Source organism: Salinifilum aidingensis, from assembly GCF_054782015.1.
Map to the genome: position 1 here is coordinate 247,873 of NZ_BAAGTH010000005.1, position 17,657 is coordinate 265,529.

Sequence of the window (17,657 nt, forward strand, 5' to 3'; positions counted from 1 at the left end):
ACGCACGCGGTACGGGGTCTACCCTGGCGAGGTATGAGCACCGGAGAAGCACCTGCCGTGACCGTGCTGTCCGTGCCGGGGTGCCCGAACGCTCAGCTGCTGCGCGAACGGCTGGACCGGGTCCTGGCCAACAGGGCGGAAGTCGCCGTCTCGCACCGGATCGTGGAAGACGACGCCGAGGCGCGGCGCTGGGGCATGCGCGGTTCCCCCACGCTGCTCGTCGACGACCGCGACCCCTTCGCGCGGGAGGGGCAACCGTTCGGCCTGGCCTGCCGCCTCTACGCGCACGCCGACGGCGGGGTGGAAGGGGCACCCGCACTCGCCGAGCTGGCCGCCGTGTTCGGCCGCGAGGAACCCGCGAACACCGCGTGACCGCGGCAGGCGCGCGACTGGTGGCGGGGATGGAGCGGCACCAGGTCGCCATCTACGTAGCGGCGATGGCGGTCGGGGGCATCGCGGGGTGGTCCGCCCCGAGTCTCGGGCCGGGCCTGGAGCACGCGATCAACCCGGTGCTCGCGGCTCTGCTGTACGTGACCTTCCTGCAGGTGCCCGTTGCCGAGCTGGGCCGCTCGCTGCGCGCCGGCCGGTTCATGGCCGCCGCCCTGGTGGTCAACTTCCTCGTGGTGCCGCTGGTCGTGGCGGCGATGTTCGCGTTCCTCCCCGCCGAGCCGGCGGTGCGGATGGGCGTGCTGCTGGTGCTGCTGACGCCGTGCGTCGACTACGTGATCGTCTTCAGCTCCCTGGCCGGAGCCAGCAGCCAACGACTGCTGGCGGCTACACCGCTGCTGCTGCTCTCCCAGATGGTTCTCCTGCCGGGCTACCTCTACCTGTTCATGGGCTCGGCGCTGGCCGACGTCGTCGAGCCGGCACCGTTCCTCGAGGCGTTCCTCGTGCTGATCGTCATCCCGCTCACGCTGGCCTGGCTGACCCAGGCTTGGGCCGCTCGTCGGCCGAGCGGGCGGAAGACCGCTGATGCGGTGGGCGCGGCCATGGTCCCGCTCTTGGCGGCGACGTTGCTGACCGTCGTCGCGTCCCAGGTGCCCGAGGTGGGCGACAACCTGGGCGACGTCGCCCGCGTCGTTCCGTTCTACGTGCTCTTCCTGCTGGTCATGCCGGTCGCTGGACGCCTCGTCGCCCGCCTGTTCCGCTTGAACGCCCCGGACGGCCGAGCCATCGTCTTCACGGGAGCGACGCGCAACTCCCTCGTCGTGCTCCCCCTGGCGCTGGCCTTGCCGGAGGGGCTCGCCATCGCCGCTGTCATCGTGGTGACCCAGACGCTCGTCGAGGTCATCGGCATGGTGACCTACGTGCGGGCCGTCCCCCGACTACTGCCCGGCGGGCCCCCTGCGCCGCGACGGGCACCCCGCGTCCGATGAGCTCACCGACCCCGTGCGGAGGCGCTGCGCGCCGCGCACGTCATCGATCTCCGCGCGGCGGAAAACGGCGGCCGGTTCAGGTGGTCCGGCCCCAGTCGAGGCGGTCGGCGAGGCCGGCGCGGGTGAAGGTGCTCGCCAGCTCGTCGCGGCCTTCGGTGAAGTGGGCCCAGCCGTCGCAGTGGACGGGCACGACGCGGCGGGCGTCGAGGATCGTCGCCGCCTCCGCGGCCTGGGCGCTGTCGAGGACGATCGGTTCGCCGTCGCAGATGGCGGAGAAGCGTGGTGCGCCGGCGAAGAGGATGGCGGTGTCCACCGGGGCGAAGCGCCCGGCGATCTGTTCGACCAGGGCGAGCTGCGCGTTGTCGCCGCTGACGTAGACCGTGGGCAGATCCTCGGCGGTCAGCACGAAGCCGACGACCTCACCGGTGATCGCTTCGACCTCTTCGCGCGCCCCGGGGCCGTGGAGGGCGGGCACACCGGTGACGGTGAGCGTGCCGCCGTCGGGACGCTCCAGCTCGATCGACTCCCAGTCGTCCAGTCCTTTGGCCCGTTCGCCCAGGCGTCGCCCGCCACCGGGGGTGGTCAGCGTGAGCGGGACGTCGGCGAGCAGCGCGCGGCCGGAGGTGTCGAGGTTGTCGGGGTGCTCGTCGTGGGAGAGCAGCACCACGTCGACGCGATCCAGGTCGGCGGGGGTGCCGGCAGCAGGGGCGGTCTTGGTCAGGACCGGGCCGTTGCCCGCCGGGTAGTCGCCGGGTTCGTCGAAGGTCGGGTCGGTCAGACAGCGCAGGCCCCCGTACTCGAACAGGACGGTCGGGCCGCCGAAGACGCGCACGGGGAACTGGTCGGTGGGGACAGCGGACATCACAGTGTTCCTCACGGTTTCTGATGGGTTAATCCGTGAAGTCACGCTAGCTGTTCTCACGGATTCGCGCAAGCATTACCATGAGAACCATGGGAGAGACCACGACCGCAGACACCGCCCTCCCGCCCGCACCGGGCGAGGAGCACCACCCCTCCCTCGCCCTGGCCAACAGCGCCCTCGCCCTTCCCGGCGGGCACACGATCGACCTTCTCGGCACGCCCGCGCAGACGAACCGGTGGCTGACCGAGCACGGCCTGACATCGGTCGAGATCGACATGCGCGAGATGTGCGCGGCGCAGTTGCGCTCGCTGCGCGAGCAGATCCGGGCGCTGTTCGCCTCCCGCACCGCTGGACTGCCCGCCCTGCCCGCGGCCCTGTCCGCCATCAACGACGCCCTGACCCGGGTTCCCACCGCCCCGCTGCTGTGCTGGGACGGCAAGGACGGCCCGTACCGCGCGAGCCCGCACCCCACCACCGAGGTCGTCGACCACGCCCTGGCGACGCTGGCCGCCGACGCCGCCGACCTGCTCACCTCCCCCGACGCCGAACGCCTCACCGCCTGCGACTCCAGCCCCTGCAACCGCTTCCTGATCCGCCGCGGCCGCCGCCACTGGTGCTCCACCCGCTGCGGCGACCGCGCCCGCGCAGCCCGCGCCTACACCCGCCGCACCCGGCCGAAAGCGGACTGACGGACCCGCCCGGCAGCGAGCGCCGGGCGGAGGGAACAGCCACGTTCGACCGTGCAGCGCCTTCGCACGAATCCTCGGAACATCGTTTGATTGTTTTTCAGCCCTGTGCGGCACGCTGTGGGCGTGGGGCGCTCCGGGGCCGATCGAGCTTCACCGGACGAGCGCGCCCGCACCCGAACTCGACTCAGTGGAAGGGGGCCCGCACTTGCTGCCGAGGACGATGTCCGCTGCTCTCCTCACCGGCCACGGTGGGCTGGACAAGCTCGAGTACCGCACGGACGTGCCGGTGCCGCGGCCCGGACCGGGCGAGGTGCTGATCCAGGTCACCGCGGCCGGGGTCAACAACACGGACGTGAACACCCGAGTGGGGTGGTACTCGAAGGCCGTCACCTCGGGGACGGGCGACGGCGGAGCAGCGGGTTTCGACGCCGTCGACGAGGGGGACGCCACGTGGTCGGGCGCCGCGCTCGAGTTCCCGCGCATCCAGGGCGCGGACGTCTGCGGCCGCGTCGTGGAGGCGGGCGCGGGAGTTCCGCCCGAGCGCGTCGGTGAACGGGTCCTCGTGCGGAACATGCTGCGCACCCCCGTCGACTACCGGCCGTTCGAGTGCTGGACCCTCGGCAGCGAGTGCGACGGCGGATTCGCCCAGTTCACCGTCGCCCCCGCCCGGGAAGCGCACGCCGTCCGCAACGACTGGAGCGACGCGGAACTCGCGGCGGTACCGTGCGCCTACTCCACCGCGGAGAACATGCTGCACCGGGCCGCCGCCACCGCGGAGCGGGTGCTGGTGACGGGCGCTTCGGGCGGCGTGGGGCTCGCCGCGGTGCAGCTGGCGAAACGCCGCGGGGCGACGGTCACCGCGGTGTGCTCGGCAGCGAAGTCCGCCGACGTGATCGCGCAGGGCGCCGATCGGACCGTGGACCGCGGTGAGGACCTCGTCAGCGCCCTCGGGAGCGGATCCGTCGACGTGGTCATCGACCTCGTGGGCGGTCCCCAGTTCCCGCACCTGCTGGAACTGCTGCGACCCGGTGGCCGGTACGCCATCTCCGGCGCCATCGGAGGCCCGCTCGCGGAACTCGACCTGCGAACGCTCTACCTCAAGGACCTGTCCCTGCTCGGCTGCACGTTCCAGGAGGACGCGGTGTTCGAGGACCTGGTCTCCTACGTCGAACGCGACGAGGTGCGACCGGTCGTCTCCCGGACGTACCCGCTGGACGAGATCACGCGCGCGCAGCAGGACTTCCTCGACAAGGCCCACCCCGGAAAGCTGGTGCTCCTCCCGCCGGCTCCGAGCGCGTGAACGGCAGGCCCGCAGGAGACGCCGGAGAGGAGAGCAGGACGAAGATCTCGCGGACGCGCTCGGGAAGCCGGACGTGACCTGGGAGCGAGTCGGGCCCGCATCACGGGGACCCGCCGGGACCGGCCCCGTCGAGGTGGACGGTGCGCCCCGCCCAGTGCCCCAGCAGGTCCTCGTCGTGGCTGATGGCGAGGACGCCGAGCCCCTGCTCGCGGACCCGCCGGTCGACGACCCGGACCAGCGCCGCGGTGGTCGAGGCGTCCAGCATCGCGGTGGTCGAGGCGTCCAGCATCGCGGTGAACTCGTCGCAGATGAGGTACCGCGGCCCCGGCGCCAGCGCGCGGGCCAGGCAGGCCCGCTAGAGCTGGCCGTCGCTGACCTCGTGCGGGCGCCTGCTCAGCACCTCGGTGGTCACCCCGGTCTCCTCGGCCAGCTCGGCGACCTCGCCCGCGGAGCCGGTGGCCAGCAGCGGTTCGGCGATGGCCTCGCGCAGGGTGAACCGCGGGTCCACCGCGGGCCGGGGGTGCTGGAAGACGAGACCGACCGCGGTGCGCACTCCCCTGGGCGTGGCGTGCCGGAACTCCGCGACCGGTTCGCCGTCCAGCGACACCTGCCCGGACCAGGGCCGGTGCAGCAGGCCCAGCACCCTGCCCAGGGTGGACTTCCCGCACCCGCTCGGTCCGGCCAGACCGACGACTTCCCCAGCAGGCACGTCCAGGTCCACGCCGTCGAGCACGGGGGTGCCGCGCCGGTAACCGGCGACCAGGCCGGCGCCGCTCAGCACGGCGGGTGGGCGGCGACCCACCGGTCGCCGTGCTCGATCGGTTCCGGATCGCCGGTGCACGGGGCGAACCCGGGCACGTCCGGGCATCGCTGGCAGAACACGCAGCCCCACTCCTCCTCGATGCGGTCCAGTTCGGTCAACGCCGGCGGGTGGCCGGGGATCGGCGTGAACCCGCCCTCGGGCAGCGCGGCCAGCAGCCCCGCGGTGTAGGGGTGCCAGGGGTCGGCCAGCACCTCCTCGGCGGGGCCGCCCTCCACGAGGCGGCCGGCGTACATCACGGCGACGTCGGTGGCCACCCGCCGCGCCGCGGCCAGGTCGTGGGTGATCAGCAGCACGGCGCGGTCGTCCGCGGCTGCCTCGGCCAGCAGGTCGGTGGTGCGGTGCACCAGCGGCCGGTCCAGGCCGGTGGTCGGTTCGTCGGCGAGGAGGACCGTCGGATCACCCGCCAGCGCCAGCGCGAGCACCGCGCGCTGCGCCATGCCGCCGGAGAGCTCGTGCGGGTAGCGGTCCAGGTCCGCCGGCGCCAGGCCGACCCGTTCGGCGAGCTCGTCGGTGCCGCTGGGCCCGCCGAGCGCCGCGACGGTCTCCGCGAGCTGGCTGCGCGCGGTGCGCACCGGGGTGAGGTGGGTGCTCGCGGACTGCGGGACCAGACCGATCCTGCGGCCGCGGATCCGCCCGGACAGCGCTCCCTCCGGCGCGGCGAGCAGGTCGGTGCCGTCGGCCAGCAGCGCGCTGCCGCGCACCTCGGCGTTGTCCGGCAGCAGCCCCAGCAGCGCGGAGGCGAGCACCGACTTGCCGCACCCGGACTCGCCGACCAGCGCCAGCACCCGGCCCCGCTCGAGCCGCAGCGTCGCGTCGCTGACCGCGCGCACGACGGCGCGCCGCCGGAGCCGGAACCGCACCGACATCCGCCGCAGCGACAGCAGGGACCCGGTCGCGGCGGTCGGTCCGGTCAGCACGTCCGCTTCCGTCACAGCGCCAACTCCGATCGCCTCCGGGGCACGATCCGGTCGCGCCAGGTCGCCGCCAGCCCGGAGACCGCCAGCGTGGTCGCGACCAGCAGTGCCGAGGGGAACAGCACGATCCACCAGCCGCCCAGCAGCACGGCCTCGCGGCCGTCGCCCAGGATGTTGCCGATGCTGGCCAGGTGCGGCGGCAGCCCGAGCCCGAGGAAGCTCAGCGCCGTCTCGTGCCACACCGCGTGCGGCACCAGCAGCACCGCCGAGAGGGCTGCCTGCGGCACGACCGCCGGCAGCAGGTGCCGCACGAGGATCCGCCACCGCGAGGACCCGCCGGCGATCGCCGCGTCGACGTACGGCCGCTGCCGCAGGGACAGGACCTCGGAACGCACCAGGCGCGCCACCGTGGTCCAGTGGGTCAGGGCGATGGAGCAGACCACCGCGGTCAGGCTTCCCCGGTACAGCGCGACGATCACCACGCCCAGCAGGAGGTGCGGCACCGAGTTGACGGTGTCGACCAGGCGCATCAGCAGCCGGTCCGGCCAGCCGCCCAGGCCGCCCGCCGCCACGCCGACCGCGGAACCGAGCACGGTGGACACCAGCGCGCTGAACCCGGCCACCAGCAGGGAGACCCGCAACCCGGCCAGCGAGCGGACGAAGACGTCCCGGCCGCCGGAGTCGGTGCCGAACGGGTGGGCCGGGCTCGGTGCGAGCCGGATCGCGTCGTAGCGCACCGACTCGGCCCCCAGCAGGGCGGGAACCGCGATCGCGCCCACCACCAGCGCGGCCAGCACCGCCACCGAGGCCCACAACCGCGCCCGCGGATGCGCGCGCGTGCGCCGCGCGCGGCCCGCGGGCCGCCAGGGGCCGGGCTCGTCGGACGCGGTGGTGCGCGCCGCGGTGGGCTCAGCCATCGGTCGCCACCCGGGGGTCGAGGAGGATCGCGGCGATGTCCGCCAGCAGCGACCCGAGCAGCACGGCGGCCGTCGCCACCAGCGTCACGGTCGCCAGCAGCGGGTAGTCCACGGCGGTCGCAGCGGTGACGACCGCCCCGGCCAGGCCGGGCCAGGAGAAGACCTCCTCCACCAGCACGACACCGGTGACCAGCTCCGGGATGCGCGCGCCGATGAGGGTGACGAACGGCAGCAGCGCCGTCGGCAGCGCGTGCCGCAGCACGACGACGCGCTCGGCGAGCCCGCGGGACCGCGCACCGGTCACGTGGTCCTCGGCCAGCGAGGCGAGCATCGACTGCCGCACGTGCAGCACCAGCCAGGGCGACTGCGACACCCCCAGCACCAGCGCGGGCAGCGCCAGGTGCTCGGCGACCTCGCCGACCGAGACAGCCGCGCCGCCGTCGGTCAGCCCGGCCACCGGCAGCCAGCCCAGCCCCAGGGAGAACACGGCGATCGCCAGCAGCGCCAGCACGAACGGCGGCACCCCTTCCAGGGCGTGCCCGACGGCGGTCACGAACCGGTCGAGCACCCCGCCCTGGCGCCAGGCCGCCGCGGTGCCCAGCACCAGGGCGATGAGCACCGCCAGCGCCAGACCGGTGACGGCCAGCAGCGCCGTCCACGGCAGGCGCTCGGCGACCACCTGGCCGACCGGCTGCCGCATCGACCGCGACACGCCCAGATCGCCGCTGAGCGCCCCGGTCAGCCAGTGCCAGAACTGCAGCAGCACCGGCTCGTCCACCCCCAGCTCGGCGCGCACCCGGGCGACGTCGGCGGCGGAGGCGTCGAACAGCTGCACCCCGAAGTACTGCGTGATCGGGTCGAACGGGGAGGCCGCTGCCAGCAGGAACACCCCGAGCGAGACGATCAGCAGCACCGGGACCGCGAACGCCAGCCGGCGCAGCACCAGACGTCCGATCGCGGCGCTCATGCGTCCCGCCGCTTCCAGTCCTCGATGTTCCACCACGGTCCCCAGGTGGTGCCGTGCGTGTGCGGTTCGACCGGCTCGCGGTACCCGGTCCAGTCGCCCTCGCGCAGCACGTAGCTGTGGTCGATGAAGGCCAGGTACACCAGGCCCGGGTCCGCGACGTAGGCGCGCTGCATCCGCCGGTAGTGCTCGGCGCGCTTCGCCGGGTCGAGCTCCTGCCGGGCGGCGTCGAGAGCGGCGTCGACCTCGGCGTTGCGGTACCGGCCGGGGTTGTTGTACGTGCCGGTCCCGATCATCGAGGAGTGCAGGCTGCTGTAGGCCTGCGGATCCGGGTCGATCGGGTTGCCGTCGCCGAGCACCAGGCCGTCGGTGCCCAGCCGGCCCTCGACCGCGGAGGTGTCCACCCCGGCGAGCTCGACCTCGATGCCGACGGAGCGGGCGTCCGAGGCGAACGCGGTGGCCAGGTCGCGGCGCAACGAGCGGTCCGCGAAGTACAGCACGGTGAACCTGGCGCGCCGCCCGTCGCGTTCGCGGATGCCGTCGGGCCCGGCGCGCCAACCGGCCTCGTCGAGCACCTCGCGGGCCCGGTCCCGGTCGAAGGCGAAGCGGGCCCGCGGCTCGTGGTTGTCGCCCATGATCGCCGGGATCGGCGTGTGGGCGGGCGTGCCGTGCCCGCCCAGCAGGGCCTTGATCACGCCCTCGCGGTCGACGGCGAGGTTCAGCGCGGTGCGCACCGCGCGGTCCCCCGCGACCGGGTGGTCGTTGGGCAGCGAGATCGCGCGGTAGTCGGCGGTGCTGTGGTGCACCGTGCGGTAGCCGTCGCGGCCGACGCGCTCGGCGAGCACCGGCGGGAGCACGGTGCCGTCGAACTCGCCGGAGATCAGCCGCTGCGCGCGCGTGTTGTCGTCCTCGGCGAACACCACCGTGATCCTGCCGATCTCGGGGGCGCCGCCCCAGTAGTCCGGGTTGCCCTCCCAGACCATCTGGTCGCCCTGGCGCCACTCGACGAGCTTGTAGGGGCCGGTGCCCACCGGTTCGGTGTTCAGCGGCGAGTTCTCCAGCGCGGCGTGCCCGGCCAGCGCCGCGCCGGGCACGATGCCCGTGGTCATCCTGGACGGCCACGCCGCGTACGGGATCGTCAGGTGGAAGCGCACGGTGCGCGGGTTCACCGCCTCGACGTCGGCGAGCACGTCGAAGTCGGAGCTCACCGTCGAGGCGTAGGCGGGGTCGATGGCCGCGCGGTAGGTGGCCACCACGTCCTCGGCGTCGAACGGGGTGCCGTCGTGGAAGCGCACGCCCTCGCGCAGCTTGACCGTCCAGGTCCTGGCGTCCGGTGTGGACTGCGGGGGTTCGGCCGCCAGCGCGGGCACGAGCCGCGACTTCCCGTCGAAGGCCAGCAGGCCGTCGTAGAACTTCGCGGCCCCCTGCTTCGCGTAGCCCAGCAGCGGGTTGAGGCTCTCCGGCTCGAACCCGTCGGCGAGCAGCAGCGAGTCCCGCCGGGCGCCCGGCTGCGAGGGGGCCGAGCAACCGGCGGCCGAGGCGCCGGCGGCCAGCGGGAGGGCGGCGAACAGGCTTCGACGAGTCAGCACAGCTGCACGTTAGACATTATTGCAACTTTTTCTCAATTGCCTGAGATCTTGCTCGCACCGGCCCGGTGGGTGCGCAGGGGCGCCGGCACCCCGGAGGCCCGCACCCGTTTCACGATCACCACTGGCGCGCCTAGCTCGCGGCGCTCACCAGCCCGGGGGCGGCGAGCAGGACGACAGCGGCGCCGATCAGCAACGCGCCGATCGCGAAACTGACCAGTTGGCCGCGGGGGAGGACCTTCTCGAGGGTCACCAGCGCCGCGACGCCCGCCATCCAGACGAGGCTCATCATCCCGGCGGCCAGCAGCACGAGCATCAGCGCCCAGCAGCAACCGATGCAGTAAGCGCCGTGACCGGAACCCACCAGCAGCGCTCCGCCGCGGCTGCGGGTGGCCCGCTCGCCGTGCTGGACGAGCAGGGCCATCGGCGATCGGCAGTGCACCAGGCACCACTGCTTGAAGCGGGTGAACTGGAACGCGCCCGCGACCAGCAGGACCACCGCACCGGCCCGGACGGCCGTCGTGCCGCCCGCGGCAGCGACCGCGTCGAACCCGCGCAGCAGCAGGTACGCGACGAGGCCCGTCGTGCCCCACGCCAGCAGGTAGCCGGTGGTCAACGCGGCCACGGTGCCGGTGCCCGCGCGCCGGGCCCGCATCACGCGGCCGATGCCCACGGTGAACGGCGTGATGGCGGGCAGCATCATCGCCGCCATCATCACCACCCACGTCACCAGGAACAGGCCGAACCGGATCCCTTCGGCCCCGTGCGACCGCACGGGCCGAGCTCCGGTGAGGATCCCGAGCCGCATGCCGGGCGCGGCGAGGTCGCTGGTCAGCAGCCAGGCCAGCCCGGCGAGCACGAGCAGCGTTCCCACCAGGAGCAGTTCCGCGCCCGACCGCGCGCGCGGCCGCCGCGCGCCCGTCCGCGCGGTCACGGCGTATCGGGACCCGACCACTCGAACGGTATGAGCTTGCTGGAACGGCCGGAGCGGTCCCACGAGAAGCCGAACGCATCGGCGCGATCAGCGGTGGCCCTGCCCCACGTCGCCGGTCCCTGCCCCGGCCCCACTTCGGCACCGGGCAGGTTGTGCACCTGCACCCGCTCCCCCGCGGTCGCGGTCGGACCGCTCAACGCCTCGACGGCGGCCTCGGCCTTGCCCGGGATGCGCACGCTCCACCGCGCGAGGTCGTCCTCGATCACCGCCTCGATGGGCCCGCTTTCCATCCCCAGGATCTCCGGACCGAACATCGCTCCGAACTGCGCGGGCCAGCCGCCCGCCTCGCCGCCGAAGATCGCGTGCAGCCCCGCGCGCTGGTCATCGTCCGCGCGTTCGTCGAGCAACACCGCCGCGTACGCGTCCGCGTGCTCCCCGCTCCAGACGTTGCCGACGAACGAGGCGAGCATCGCGACGTTGAGATCGTCCAACCTGGTGCTGCCGTAGGCGCCTTCGCGGACGTGCCAGAGCAGGACGCCGCTGCAATCGCCGTAGGTGGGGGGTTGGGCGAAGGAACAGGGGCAGGGGATCTCGCACTTGCACGCGTCGAACCACACGCCCTTGAGCCGCCAATTCGGGGCAGTGGAGGTAGTCATGACGGGCCTCACCCTCAGTAGTAGCCGACTACCACTCGTAGTGTCCTCTTCGGACGAGGGCACCTGTCAACACGTTCCGGCCCCTCGTCCGGAGGAACTGGCGACGGAGTTCGGAGCCGGCGCGGGACGCCTCGCACCGCGCCCGGCGGACCACCGCGGGCGGACCGGGTGCCACCGAACGCTCCGCTCCGCGCCGTTCTCTACGCTCTGCAGGCGTGACAGAGCACCGCATCTACCTCCTGCGCCACGGCGAGACCGCGTGGTCCAGCAGCGGCCGGCACACCGGACGCACCGACGTCCCGCTCACCCCCGCCGGCGAGCGGGCCGCTGAGCGCGCCGGCCGCTCCCTGGCCGCGCTGCGCGGCACCGCCCCCGCGCTGGTGCTGGTGAGCCCGCGGCAGCGCGCGCAGGAGACCGCCCGGCTGGCGGGGCTCGACCCCTCCGCGGTGGAACCGCGGCTGGCGGAGTGGGACTACGGCGACTGCGAGGGCCGCACCACCCCGGAGATCCGCGAGGAGGTGCCCGGCTGGACGCTGTGGACGCACGGGGTGCCCGGCGGGGAGACGGCCGAGCAGGTCGCGCAGCGGGCCGACGCGGTGCTCTCCCGCGCCCGCACCGCCGGCTCCGACGTCGTCCTCGTCGGGCACGGCCACTTCAGCCGCTGCCTGGTCGCGCGCTGGCTGGACCGCCCGGTCCCCGACGGGGTCCGCTTCGCGCTCGACGCCGCCTGCATCACCGTGCTCGGCCACGAGCGCGGCGTTCCGCAGCTCGTGCACGCCAACGTTCCGCCCGTGGACTGAACGCGCGGACTGACCGCGGAGGGAAGCATGATTCGCCGGATCACCGAGGCCGACGCGCCCGCCGTCGTCGAGCTGGTGCACGAGCTCGCGCACTACGAGCGGGCCGCCGAGCAGTGCCACCTCACCACCGAGGCGCTGAGGAACGCGCTGTTCGCCGAGGGCGCGGCGCTGTTCGGCCACGTCGCCGAGCACGGGGGCCGGGTCGCCGGCTTCGCCCTGTGGTTCCTGAACTTCTCCACGTGGGAGGGCGTGCACGGAATCTACCTGGAGGACCTCTACGTCCGCCCGGAGCACCGCGGCCACGGGTTCGGCCGGACGCTGCTGCGGGCGCTCGCCCGCGAGTGCCTCGAGCACGGCTACGCCCGGCTGGAGTGGTCGGTGCTCGACTGGAACGAACCCGCCATCCGCTTCTACGAGGCCGCCGGGGCCGGCGCGCTCGACGAGTGGACGGGCTACCGGCTCACCGGGCGGGCCCTGCAGGCGTTCGCCGAGCAGGGCGGTCAGTCGTCGTAGCGGCCGCTGCGGCCGCGCTTGAGCTGTCCGCGGTGCTTCTTCGCCGCGATCCGCCGCTCCTGCGAACCGCGCGTGGGCTTCGTCGGGCGGCGCTTCCGGGGCGGCGGCGCCGCGGCCTCGCGGAGCACGGCGACCAGGCGGGCCCTGGCGGCTTCGCGGTTGCGCCGCTGCTCGCGGTGCTCGCTCGCGGCGATGGTCAGCACCCCGCCGGCGAGCCGGTGGGCCAACCGCGCCAGGATCCGCTGCCGCAGGTCCTCGGGAACCGACGGCGAACGCGCGAGGTCGAGCGACAGCTCCACGCGCGAGGCCGTGGTGTTGACGCCCTGCCCGCCCGGTCCGGACGAGCGGGTGAACCGCTCGGCGAGCTCACCGCGGGCGATCACCAGCCGCCGCGCGACGCGCAGGTCCGAACCGGGGGCGGTCACCGCGGTCCCACCCGCGCGGGGTGGCCCGATCGTGCGGGGTGGCGCCGCCCCGGGGCGTGCGCGCCGGGGCGGAGGTGCCGGTCGGACACGTCGAACACCTACCCCGATTCGGAGCGCTCCGCGTCCGGCGCCATCCCCGCGTTCCAGGACCAGGCGCGCCCGTCGCGGTTGAACAGGAAGTACAGCACCGCCACGGCGGGCACCGCCAGCGCGAACGCGACGGACGGGCGGTCGGAGGGCCCCATCGCGTACCAGGCCGTGCCGAGCAGCAGCAGCTGCAGCAGCAGCGCGGGCGTGCGCGCCCAGTGCTTGCCCGCGAGCAGTCCGATCCCCGCGGCGAGCACGCAGGCGGCGAGGAAGGCGTAGTAGCCGGCTTCGCCGTAGGTCTGCTGCCGGTGCAGCGTGCCGACCGCGCCGAGCTCGTCGGACGTGCCGCGGATCAGCAGGGCGACGACGAACCCCCACCCGACGAGCGCCTGCAGGGTCGTGATCGCTCCGGCGACCCGCACGCTCCGCGGAATCGAGGGGCCGGGCGCGGATGCTTCAGCGGACACGGGAACACGCCTTTCCGGACATCGCGGAGGTGGGAGGCGCAGCGGTCACCGGGCCCCGGGGGCCACTGGATCGCGGGTGCCACCGGGCCCGGTGGTCACTGAACGTGCGCACTCCTCGAGGGTAATACGCCCGAACGCCGCATGACTGCGAGCGTCCGCACGGTCCATGATGGGGGCAAGGTCACGGCGCACAGGCGGGCTTTCGGGGTGTTCCGCACCGTCGTGGCCGGGTTGTCGGGTGTCGCGCGTCGGGCGTGCTCCGGGGTGCACCGCCCGCCGCGCGCCGACACCGCCCCTCCGGCACCAGCACCGCCTGCGGGGCCCGCTTCCCCGGTAGCCGCTTCCCGGTCCCGGAGATCGACGCGCGCTGGCATAGGCTGCTGCCCGTGCGTGCCATCCTCGTGGTCAACCCGCAGGCGACCGCCACCACCGCGGCGGGGCGCGACGTGCTCGCCCACGCGCTGGCCAGCGAGCTCGAGCTGGACGTGGTGGAGACGCGCTGCGCGGGCCACGCCGCCGAGACGGCGCGGGCGGCCGCCCGCGAGGGCGTGGACGCGCTCATCGCCCACGGCGGCGACGGCACGGTCAACGAAGTGGTCAACGGCGTGCTGGCCGAGCGCGAGCCGGGCGACCCCGCGCTGCCGCTGCTCGGCGTGGTGCCCGGTGGCTCGGCGAACGTCTTCGCCCGCGCGCTCGGCATGCCCCGCGATCCGATCGAGGCGACGCACTGGCTGCTGCGCGCGCTGCGCGAGGGCCGCACCCGCTGGGTGAGCCTGGGCCGCGCCGACGAGCGCTGGTTCACCTTCAACGCCGGCATCGGCTGGGACGCCGAGGTCGTCGCCGCGGTCGAACGGCACCGCGAGCGGGGGCGCCCGGTCACGCCCTGGCTGTACGCGCGCACCGCGCTGGAGCGCTACTTCCACGTGGCCCGCCGCGCGGAGATGATCACGGTTCGTGCTGATGACACTCCGCCGGTGGACGACTTGCGCACAGTTTTCGTGGCCAACACGGACCCGTGGACCTACCTCGGCTCCCGCCCTGTGCGCATTTCCCCTGGTACGAGCTTTGACGACGGTCTCGGCGTCGTCGGCCTGCGCAGCATGCGCGCTCACGCAGTGTTGTCATGTGTCGCGACAGCACTCCGCGATAGAGGGAAACCACACGGGAGAAACTCATTTTGGCGTGCGAACGTGGCACATCTGTGCGTAACCTGTCATGTGCCGTCGCGGCTTCAGGTCGACGGCGACAGCGCGGGTGAGCGGTCCGAGGTGGTCTTCCGCTCAGCACCGGCCGCACTCCGCGTCGCCGTATAACCTTCCCGCAACGGATGCGCTTCGACGTGCGCACGGGGCTCCCACGTGTGCACCATCGTCGAACAAACCCCTGGTCAAGCACCGTCGATCATCCGAGTGAGCTCGCTCACCGGGCAAGATCGACCCCTTGACATCGCGGCAGTTCGTGAAAGCATTCACAAGCGCACGGACTCCGTGAAAGCATTCACAAACACCCCGAACGACGACCGGCGCGCGCAAGCGCGCCTAGCGAGGAGCAAGGACGATGGACTGGCGCGACCGCGCGGTTTGCCGTGACGAGGACCCCGAACTGTTCTTCCCCGTGGGGAACAGCGGGCCCGCGTTGCTGCAGATCAACGAGGCGAAGGCCGTGTGCCGCCGTTGCCCCGTCGTCTCCGAGTGCCTTGCCTGGGCCTTGGAGACCGGCCAGGACGCGGGCGTCTGGGGCGGCATGAGCGAGGACGAGCGGCGCGCGCTCAAGCGCCGCAACTCGCGCACCACCCGCACCCGGAGCAACGCCTGAGCCGTCCCTTCACCCCACGTGGGGCCGGACGCGACGTCCACACCCGACCCCACGTCGTCTGAAGGGAACTCAGCACCGAACCCCCGTAACCGATCACACCCCCGGCCGATCAGCGTCGACGCCGCGGCTGCCGCGGCGGATCGGCCTCCGGTGCGCACCCCGTTCCGAGCGCACCAGCCATCGACGCACCACCGACCGCGATGCGACCGCCATCGCAGGGCTTCGCCGGACGGCCCGGGCGCCCGGCCCCGCACCCGCGGAGCCGAGATCTCGCCCGCGGATGCGCTGCATCGGAGGATTCCTCGACGAGGGTCCGTCGAGGAGCAACCGAGCAGCGCATCCACCGGCGGAGCCCGCACCCGGCGCCGGGTTCCCGCGCGGAGCGGCGCTCACCGGCGGTACTCCTCACCGGCGGTACTTGAGCGGCACCCGGAGCACCGCTTCGGTGCCGCTCTGCTGCTGCCGAGTGCGCAGGCTCAGCGAACCGCGCAGTTCGGACTCCACGAGCGTCCGCACGATCTGCAGGCCGAGGTGCTCGGCGCGCTCCAGGGAGAAGCCCTTCGGCAGCCCGCGGCCGTCATCGGAGATGACGACGTCGAGCCAACGCGCCGAGCGCTCCGCCCGCACGACGACCTCGCCGCCCTGACCGTCCGCGAACGCGTGCTCCAGCGCGTTCTGCACGAGCTCGGTCAACACCATCACCAGCGGCGTGGCCAACTCCGCCGCGACCACCCCGAACCGGCCTTCCCGAGCGACCTGCACACCGGTGTCCGCGGTGGCCACATCGCTCATCACCGGGATGACCCGGTCGACCACGTCGTCGAGGTCCACCCGCTCGTCCACCGACATGGACAGCGTCTCGTGCACCAGCGCGATCGACGTCACCCGCCGCACCGACTCGTCCAGCGCCGAACGCGCACCCGCGTTGCCCGTGCGCCGCCCCTGCAACCGCAGCAGCGCGGCCACGGTCTGCAGGTTGTTCTTCACCCGGTGGTGGATCTCCCGGATCGTCGCGTCCTTCGACATCAGCGCCCGGTCGCGCCGCTTGACCTCGGTGACGTCCCGCACCAGCACCAGCGCCCCGGCGCTCTGCCCCCGCGGGTACAGCGGCAGCGCGCGGAACAGGACCGTGGCGCCGCGGGCCTCCGCCTCGATCCGCATGCTCGGCTCGCCGGTGACCGCGCGGCGCATCCGCTGGACGACCTCGTCCGCGTCGAACGGGTCCGACAGCAGCGACCGGGTCAGCGGCGCCAGCTGCGCCCCCACGAGATCGGCCGCGTGCCCCATGCGGTGGTAGGCCGACAGCGCGTTCGGGCTGACGAACACCACGGTGCCCGCGCTGTCCAGCCGCACCAGGCCGTCCCCCACGCGCGGGCTGGTGTGCACGTCCGGAGCCGGCTCCGGGGTGGGGAACGTCCCGTCGGCCACCATCTGGCACAGGTCCGCGGCGCTGCCCAGGTAGGAGATCTCCAGCGGGCTCGGCACGCGCGGCACCGCCAGGTTCGTGTCCCGGCCGAGCACCGCGATGACGTCGTCGCCGAGGCGCACCGGGATCGTCTCGCGCCGCACCGGCACCCCCAGGTGCCACCGCGGGTCCTCCTCGCGGCAGATGCGCCCCTCGAACGCCGCGCGGCGCAGCTGCGGGTGCTCCTCCTCGGTGACCTCGCTGCTGACCACGTCCTCCGGGTGGGCCGTGGGCGCGGTGGTCGGCCGGGCCTGCGCGACGCAGATGAACCGGTTCGTCGGATCCTCCTCCGGCCCGACCGGCACCCACAGCAGGAAGTCCGCGAACGACAGGTCGGACAGCAGCTGCCACTCGGCGACGACCAGCTGCAGGTGGTCCGCCGCCGCACCGGACAGCCGGGTGTGCTCCGCCAGCAGATCACTCAGCGTGGACACCGGGCGACCTCGCTCCTCGGGGGCGTTCGCTCGGGCACGGCTCACTCCACGACCGCGATCAGATCGCCCTCGCGCACCACGTCACCGCTGTGCACGGCGACTTCGCGCACCGTTCCGGCGGACTCGGACAGCACCGGGATCTCCATCTTCATCGACTCCAGCATGACCACCGAGTCGCCGCTGTCCACCGCGTCACCCGTCACCACGGACACCGACATGACGTTGGCGACCAGTTCAGCGCGGATCTCCTCGGCCATCGCTTCCCTCCTCGCACCCGCCGCGTCCTCCGAGCCGACGAGCCGACGGGCCTCCGACAACGGACACGACAAGGAAACCACGAACGCCACCACCCCACGGCACCAGGTGGTGGCCATGGCAGACTGGGGGGCGGAAAAGCCCAGCTTGGCCGGGTGTTCATCGGCGAGACGCCGCTCGCGCGACGCCCAGGGTCGGCTGGTGACGCAAGCCAACCTGAGGGAGAGGCCATGGGTAAGCGGGCCCGCAAGAAGAAGGACCGCCGCAAGAACAACGCCAACCACGGCAAGCGTCCCAACGCCGGGCGCGGCTGAGCGGTGCGCGACGTCAGAAAACCCCGGATGCGGACTCCGCTGGAGTCACCATCCGGGGTTT

22 protein-coding genes are annotated in these 17,657 nt (G+C 73.4%); 9 read left to right on the forward strand and 13 right to left on the reverse strand.

All coding sequences use genetic code 11. From position 1 onward, the window contains the following. Positions 1-33: 33 nt before the first annotated feature. Together ACYVJE_RS09605 and ACYVJE_RS09610 are read left to right on the forward strand one after the other, a co-directional pair. Entirely contained in the window at positions 34-372 is a 339-nt protein-coding gene (locus tag ACYVJE_RS09605; RefSeq protein ID WP_461144190.1) for a hypothetical protein, read from the forward strand. Positions 373-401: 29 nt separating this feature from the next. Continuing rightward, positions 402-1,376 (forward strand): arsenic resistance protein, encoded by a 975-nt coding sequence (locus ACYVJE_RS09610; RefSeq protein WP_461144220.1) that lies wholly within the window; start codon positions 402-404, stop codon positions 1,374-1,376. Positions 1,377-1,452: 76 nt separating this feature from the next. Here the strand turns inward: ACYVJE_RS09610 and ACYVJE_RS09615 are convergent, their stop codons facing one another. Continuing rightward, a complete protein-coding gene (locus ACYVJE_RS09615) occupies positions 1,453-2,238 on the reverse strand; it encodes an MBL fold metallo-hydrolase (RefSeq protein WP_461144191.1) in 786 nt (261 codons plus the stop codon). An 89-nt stretch (positions 2,239-2,327) separates the two neighbouring features. On the opposite strand from ACYVJE_RS09615, the gene ACYVJE_RS09620 reads away from it, so the two are divergent. Together ACYVJE_RS09620 and ACYVJE_RS09625 are read left to right on the forward strand one after the other, a co-directional pair. Further along, a complete protein-coding gene (locus ACYVJE_RS09620; RefSeq protein WP_461144192.1) occupies positions 2,328-2,927 on the forward strand; it encodes an ABATE domain-containing protein in 600 nt (199 codons plus the stop codon). Positions 2,928-3,147: 220 nt separating this feature from the next. Next, a complete protein-coding gene (locus ACYVJE_RS09625) occupies positions 3,148-4,227 on the forward strand; it encodes an alcohol dehydrogenase family protein (protein WP_461144193.1) in 1,080 nt (359 codons plus the stop codon). Positions 4,228-4,327: 100 nt separating this feature from the next. Here the strand turns inward: ACYVJE_RS09625 and ACYVJE_RS09630 are convergent, their stop codons facing one another. The 8 genes from ACYVJE_RS09630 to ACYVJE_RS09665 form a co-directional block, all read right to left on the reverse strand. After that, a complete protein-coding gene (locus ACYVJE_RS09630; protein WP_461144194.1) occupies positions 4,328-4,516 on the reverse strand; it encodes a hypothetical protein in 189 nt (62 codons plus the stop codon). A 66-nt stretch (positions 4,517-4,582) separates the two neighbouring features. After that, positions 4,583-5,008 (reverse strand): ATP-binding cassette domain-containing protein, encoded by a 426-nt coding sequence (locus ACYVJE_RS09635; protein ID WP_461144195.1) that lies wholly within the window; start codon positions 5,006-5,008, stop codon positions 4,583-4,585. Next, positions 5,002-5,982, reverse strand: a complete 981-nt coding sequence (locus ACYVJE_RS09640) for an ABC transporter ATP-binding protein (RefSeq protein WP_461144196.1) — start codon at positions 5,980-5,982, stop codon at positions 5,002-5,004. Before ACYVJE_RS09640 ends, ACYVJE_RS09635 begins: the two co-directional genes overlap by 7 nt. After that, positions 5,979-6,881 carry an ABC transporter permease gene (locus ACYVJE_RS09645; protein WP_459157126.1) on the reverse strand — a complete coding sequence of 301 codons (903 nt, stop codon included), beginning with the start codon at positions 6,879-6,881 and terminating at the stop codon, positions 5,979-5,981. The genes ACYVJE_RS09640 and ACYVJE_RS09645 overlap by 4 nt, the downstream gene beginning before the upstream one ends. Next, the gene (locus ACYVJE_RS09650) at positions 6,874-7,848 is read right to left on the reverse strand and encodes an ABC transporter permease (protein WP_459157127.1); all 975 of its coding nucleotides are present in this window, start codon (positions 7,846-7,848) and stop codon (positions 6,874-6,876) included. The genes ACYVJE_RS09645 and ACYVJE_RS09650 overlap by 8 nt, the downstream gene beginning before the upstream one ends. After that, the gene (locus tag ACYVJE_RS09655; protein ID WP_461144197.1) at positions 7,845-9,434 is read right to left on the reverse strand and encodes an ABC transporter substrate-binding protein; all 1,590 of its coding nucleotides are present in this window, start codon (positions 9,432-9,434) and stop codon (positions 7,845-7,847) included. The genes ACYVJE_RS09650 and ACYVJE_RS09655 overlap by 4 nt, the downstream gene beginning before the upstream one ends. A 130-nt stretch (positions 9,435-9,564) precedes the next feature. Beyond that, on the reverse strand, positions 9,565-10,386 hold the full coding sequence (locus ACYVJE_RS09660; protein ID WP_461144198.1) for a DUF2182 domain-containing protein: 822 nt from the start codon (positions 10,384-10,386) through the stop codon (positions 9,565-9,567). Beyond that, positions 10,362-11,021, reverse strand: coding sequence for a DUF1326 domain-containing protein (locus ACYVJE_RS09665; RefSeq protein WP_461144199.1), 660 nt, complete (start codon positions 11,019-11,021; stop codon positions 10,362-10,364). Before ACYVJE_RS09665 ends, ACYVJE_RS09660 begins: the two co-directional genes overlap by 25 nt. Positions 11,022-11,236: 215 nt before the next feature. Between ACYVJE_RS09665 and ACYVJE_RS09670 the strand changes: the two genes are divergently transcribed. Together ACYVJE_RS09670 and ACYVJE_RS09675 are read left to right on the forward strand one after the other, a co-directional pair. Continuing rightward, on the forward strand, positions 11,237-11,821 hold the full coding sequence (locus ACYVJE_RS09670) for an acid phosphatase (RefSeq protein WP_461144200.1): 585 nt from the start codon (positions 11,237-11,239) through the stop codon (positions 11,819-11,821). A gap of 27 nt (positions 11,822-11,848) precedes the next feature. Further along, entirely contained in the window at positions 11,849-12,334 is a 486-nt protein-coding gene (locus ACYVJE_RS09675; RefSeq protein WP_461144201.1) for a GNAT family N-acetyltransferase, read from the forward strand. Here ACYVJE_RS09675 and arfB read toward each other — a convergent pair. Further along, positions 12,322-12,759, reverse strand: a complete 438-nt coding sequence (arfB, locus tag ACYVJE_RS09680) for an alternative ribosome rescue aminoacyl-tRNA hydrolase ArfB (protein WP_461144202.1) — start codon at positions 12,757-12,759, stop codon at positions 12,322-12,324. The genes ACYVJE_RS09675 and arfB overlap by 13 nt on opposite strands. Before the next feature lie 98 nt (positions 12,760-12,857). Further along, positions 12,858-13,313, reverse strand: coding sequence for a hypothetical protein (locus tag ACYVJE_RS09685; protein ID WP_461144203.1), 456 nt, complete (start codon positions 13,311-13,313; stop codon positions 12,858-12,860). A gap of 386 nt (positions 13,314-13,699) precedes the next feature. Between ACYVJE_RS09685 and ACYVJE_RS09690 the strand changes: the two genes are divergently transcribed. Beyond that, complete coding sequence (locus ACYVJE_RS09690) at positions 13,700-14,626, forward strand: diacylglycerol/lipid kinase family protein (RefSeq protein ID WP_461144204.1); 927 nt, start codon at positions 13,700-13,702, stop codon at positions 14,624-14,626. Between the two features lie 244 nt (positions 14,627-14,870). Next, the gene (locus ACYVJE_RS09695) at positions 14,871-15,128 is read left to right on the forward strand and encodes a WhiB family transcriptional regulator (protein ID WP_459157136.1); all 258 of its coding nucleotides are present in this window, start codon (positions 14,871-14,873) and stop codon (positions 15,126-15,128) included. Positions 15,129-15,533: 405 nt separating this feature from the next. On the opposite strand, the gene ACYVJE_RS09700 is transcribed toward ACYVJE_RS09695, so the two are convergent. Both ACYVJE_RS09700 and ACYVJE_RS09705 read right to left on the reverse strand, forming a co-directional pair. Then, positions 15,534-17,027 (reverse strand): histidine kinase N-terminal domain-containing protein, encoded by a 1,494-nt coding sequence (locus tag ACYVJE_RS09700; RefSeq protein ID WP_459157137.1) that lies wholly within the window; start codon positions 17,025-17,027, stop codon positions 15,534-15,536. Positions 17,028-17,068: 41 nt separating this feature from the next. Further along, positions 17,069-17,284, reverse strand: coding sequence for a biotin/lipoyl-binding carrier protein (locus ACYVJE_RS09705; protein WP_459157138.1), 216 nt, complete (start codon positions 17,282-17,284; stop codon positions 17,069-17,071). A 228-nt stretch (positions 17,285-17,512) separates the two neighbouring features. Between ACYVJE_RS09705 and ACYVJE_RS09710 the strand changes: the two genes are divergently transcribed. Continuing rightward, entirely contained in the window at positions 17,513-17,596 is an 84-nt protein-coding gene (locus tag ACYVJE_RS09710) for a 50S ribosomal protein bL37 (protein ID WP_459160067.1), read from the forward strand. Positions 17,597-17,657: the final 61 nt, after the last annotated feature.

Bases quoted from the DNA above. Each gene is read 5' to 3' on its own strand.
- ACYVJE_RS09710 (WP_459160067.1), top strand. From the start codon at position 17,513: ATGGGTAAGCGGGCCCGCAAGAAGAAGGACCGCCGCAAGAACAACGCC.
- ACYVJE_RS09695 (WP_459157136.1), top strand. From the start codon at position 14,871: ATGGACTGGCGCGACCGCGCGGTTTGCCGTGACGAGGACCCCGAACTG.
- ACYVJE_RS09605 (WP_461144190.1), top strand. From the start codon at position 34: ATGAGCACCGGAGAAGCACCTGCCGTGACCGTGCTGTCCGTGCCGGGG.
- ACYVJE_RS09650 (WP_459157127.1), bottom strand. From the start codon at position 7,848: ATGAGCGCCGCGATCGGACGTCTGGTGCTGCGCCGGCTGGCGTTCGCG.
- ACYVJE_RS09620 (WP_461144192.1), top strand. From the start codon at position 2,328: ATGGGAGAGACCACGACCGCAGACACCGCCCTCCCGCCCGCACCGGGC.
- ACYVJE_RS09630 (WP_461144194.1), bottom strand. From the start codon at position 4,516: ATGCTGGACGCCTCGACCACCGCGATGCTGGACGCCTCGACCACCGCG.
- ACYVJE_RS09625 (WP_461144193.1), top strand. From the start codon at position 3,148: ATGTCCGCTGCTCTCCTCACCGGCCACGGTGGGCTGGACAAGCTCGAG.
- ACYVJE_RS09705 (WP_459157138.1), bottom strand. From the start codon at position 17,284: ATGGCCGAGGAGATCCGCGCTGAACTGGTCGCCAACGTCATGTCGGTG.
- ACYVJE_RS09675 (WP_461144201.1), top strand. From the start codon at position 11,849: ATGATTCGCCGGATCACCGAGGCCGACGCGCCCGCCGTCGTCGAGCTG.
- ACYVJE_RS09665 (WP_461144199.1), bottom strand. From the start codon at position 11,021: ATGACTACCTCCACTGCCCCGAATTGGCGGCTCAAGGGCGTGTGGTTC.
- ACYVJE_RS09615 (WP_461144191.1), bottom strand. From the start codon at position 2,238: ATGTCCGCTGTCCCCACCGACCAGTTCCCCGTGCGCGTCTTCGGCGGC.
- ACYVJE_RS09645 (WP_459157126.1), bottom strand. From the start codon at position 6,881: ATGGCTGAGCCCACCGCGGCGCGCACCACCGCGTCCGACGAGCCCGGC.
- ACYVJE_RS09610 (WP_461144220.1), top strand. From the start codon at position 402: ATGGAGCGGCACCAGGTCGCCATCTACGTAGCGGCGATGGCGGTCGGG.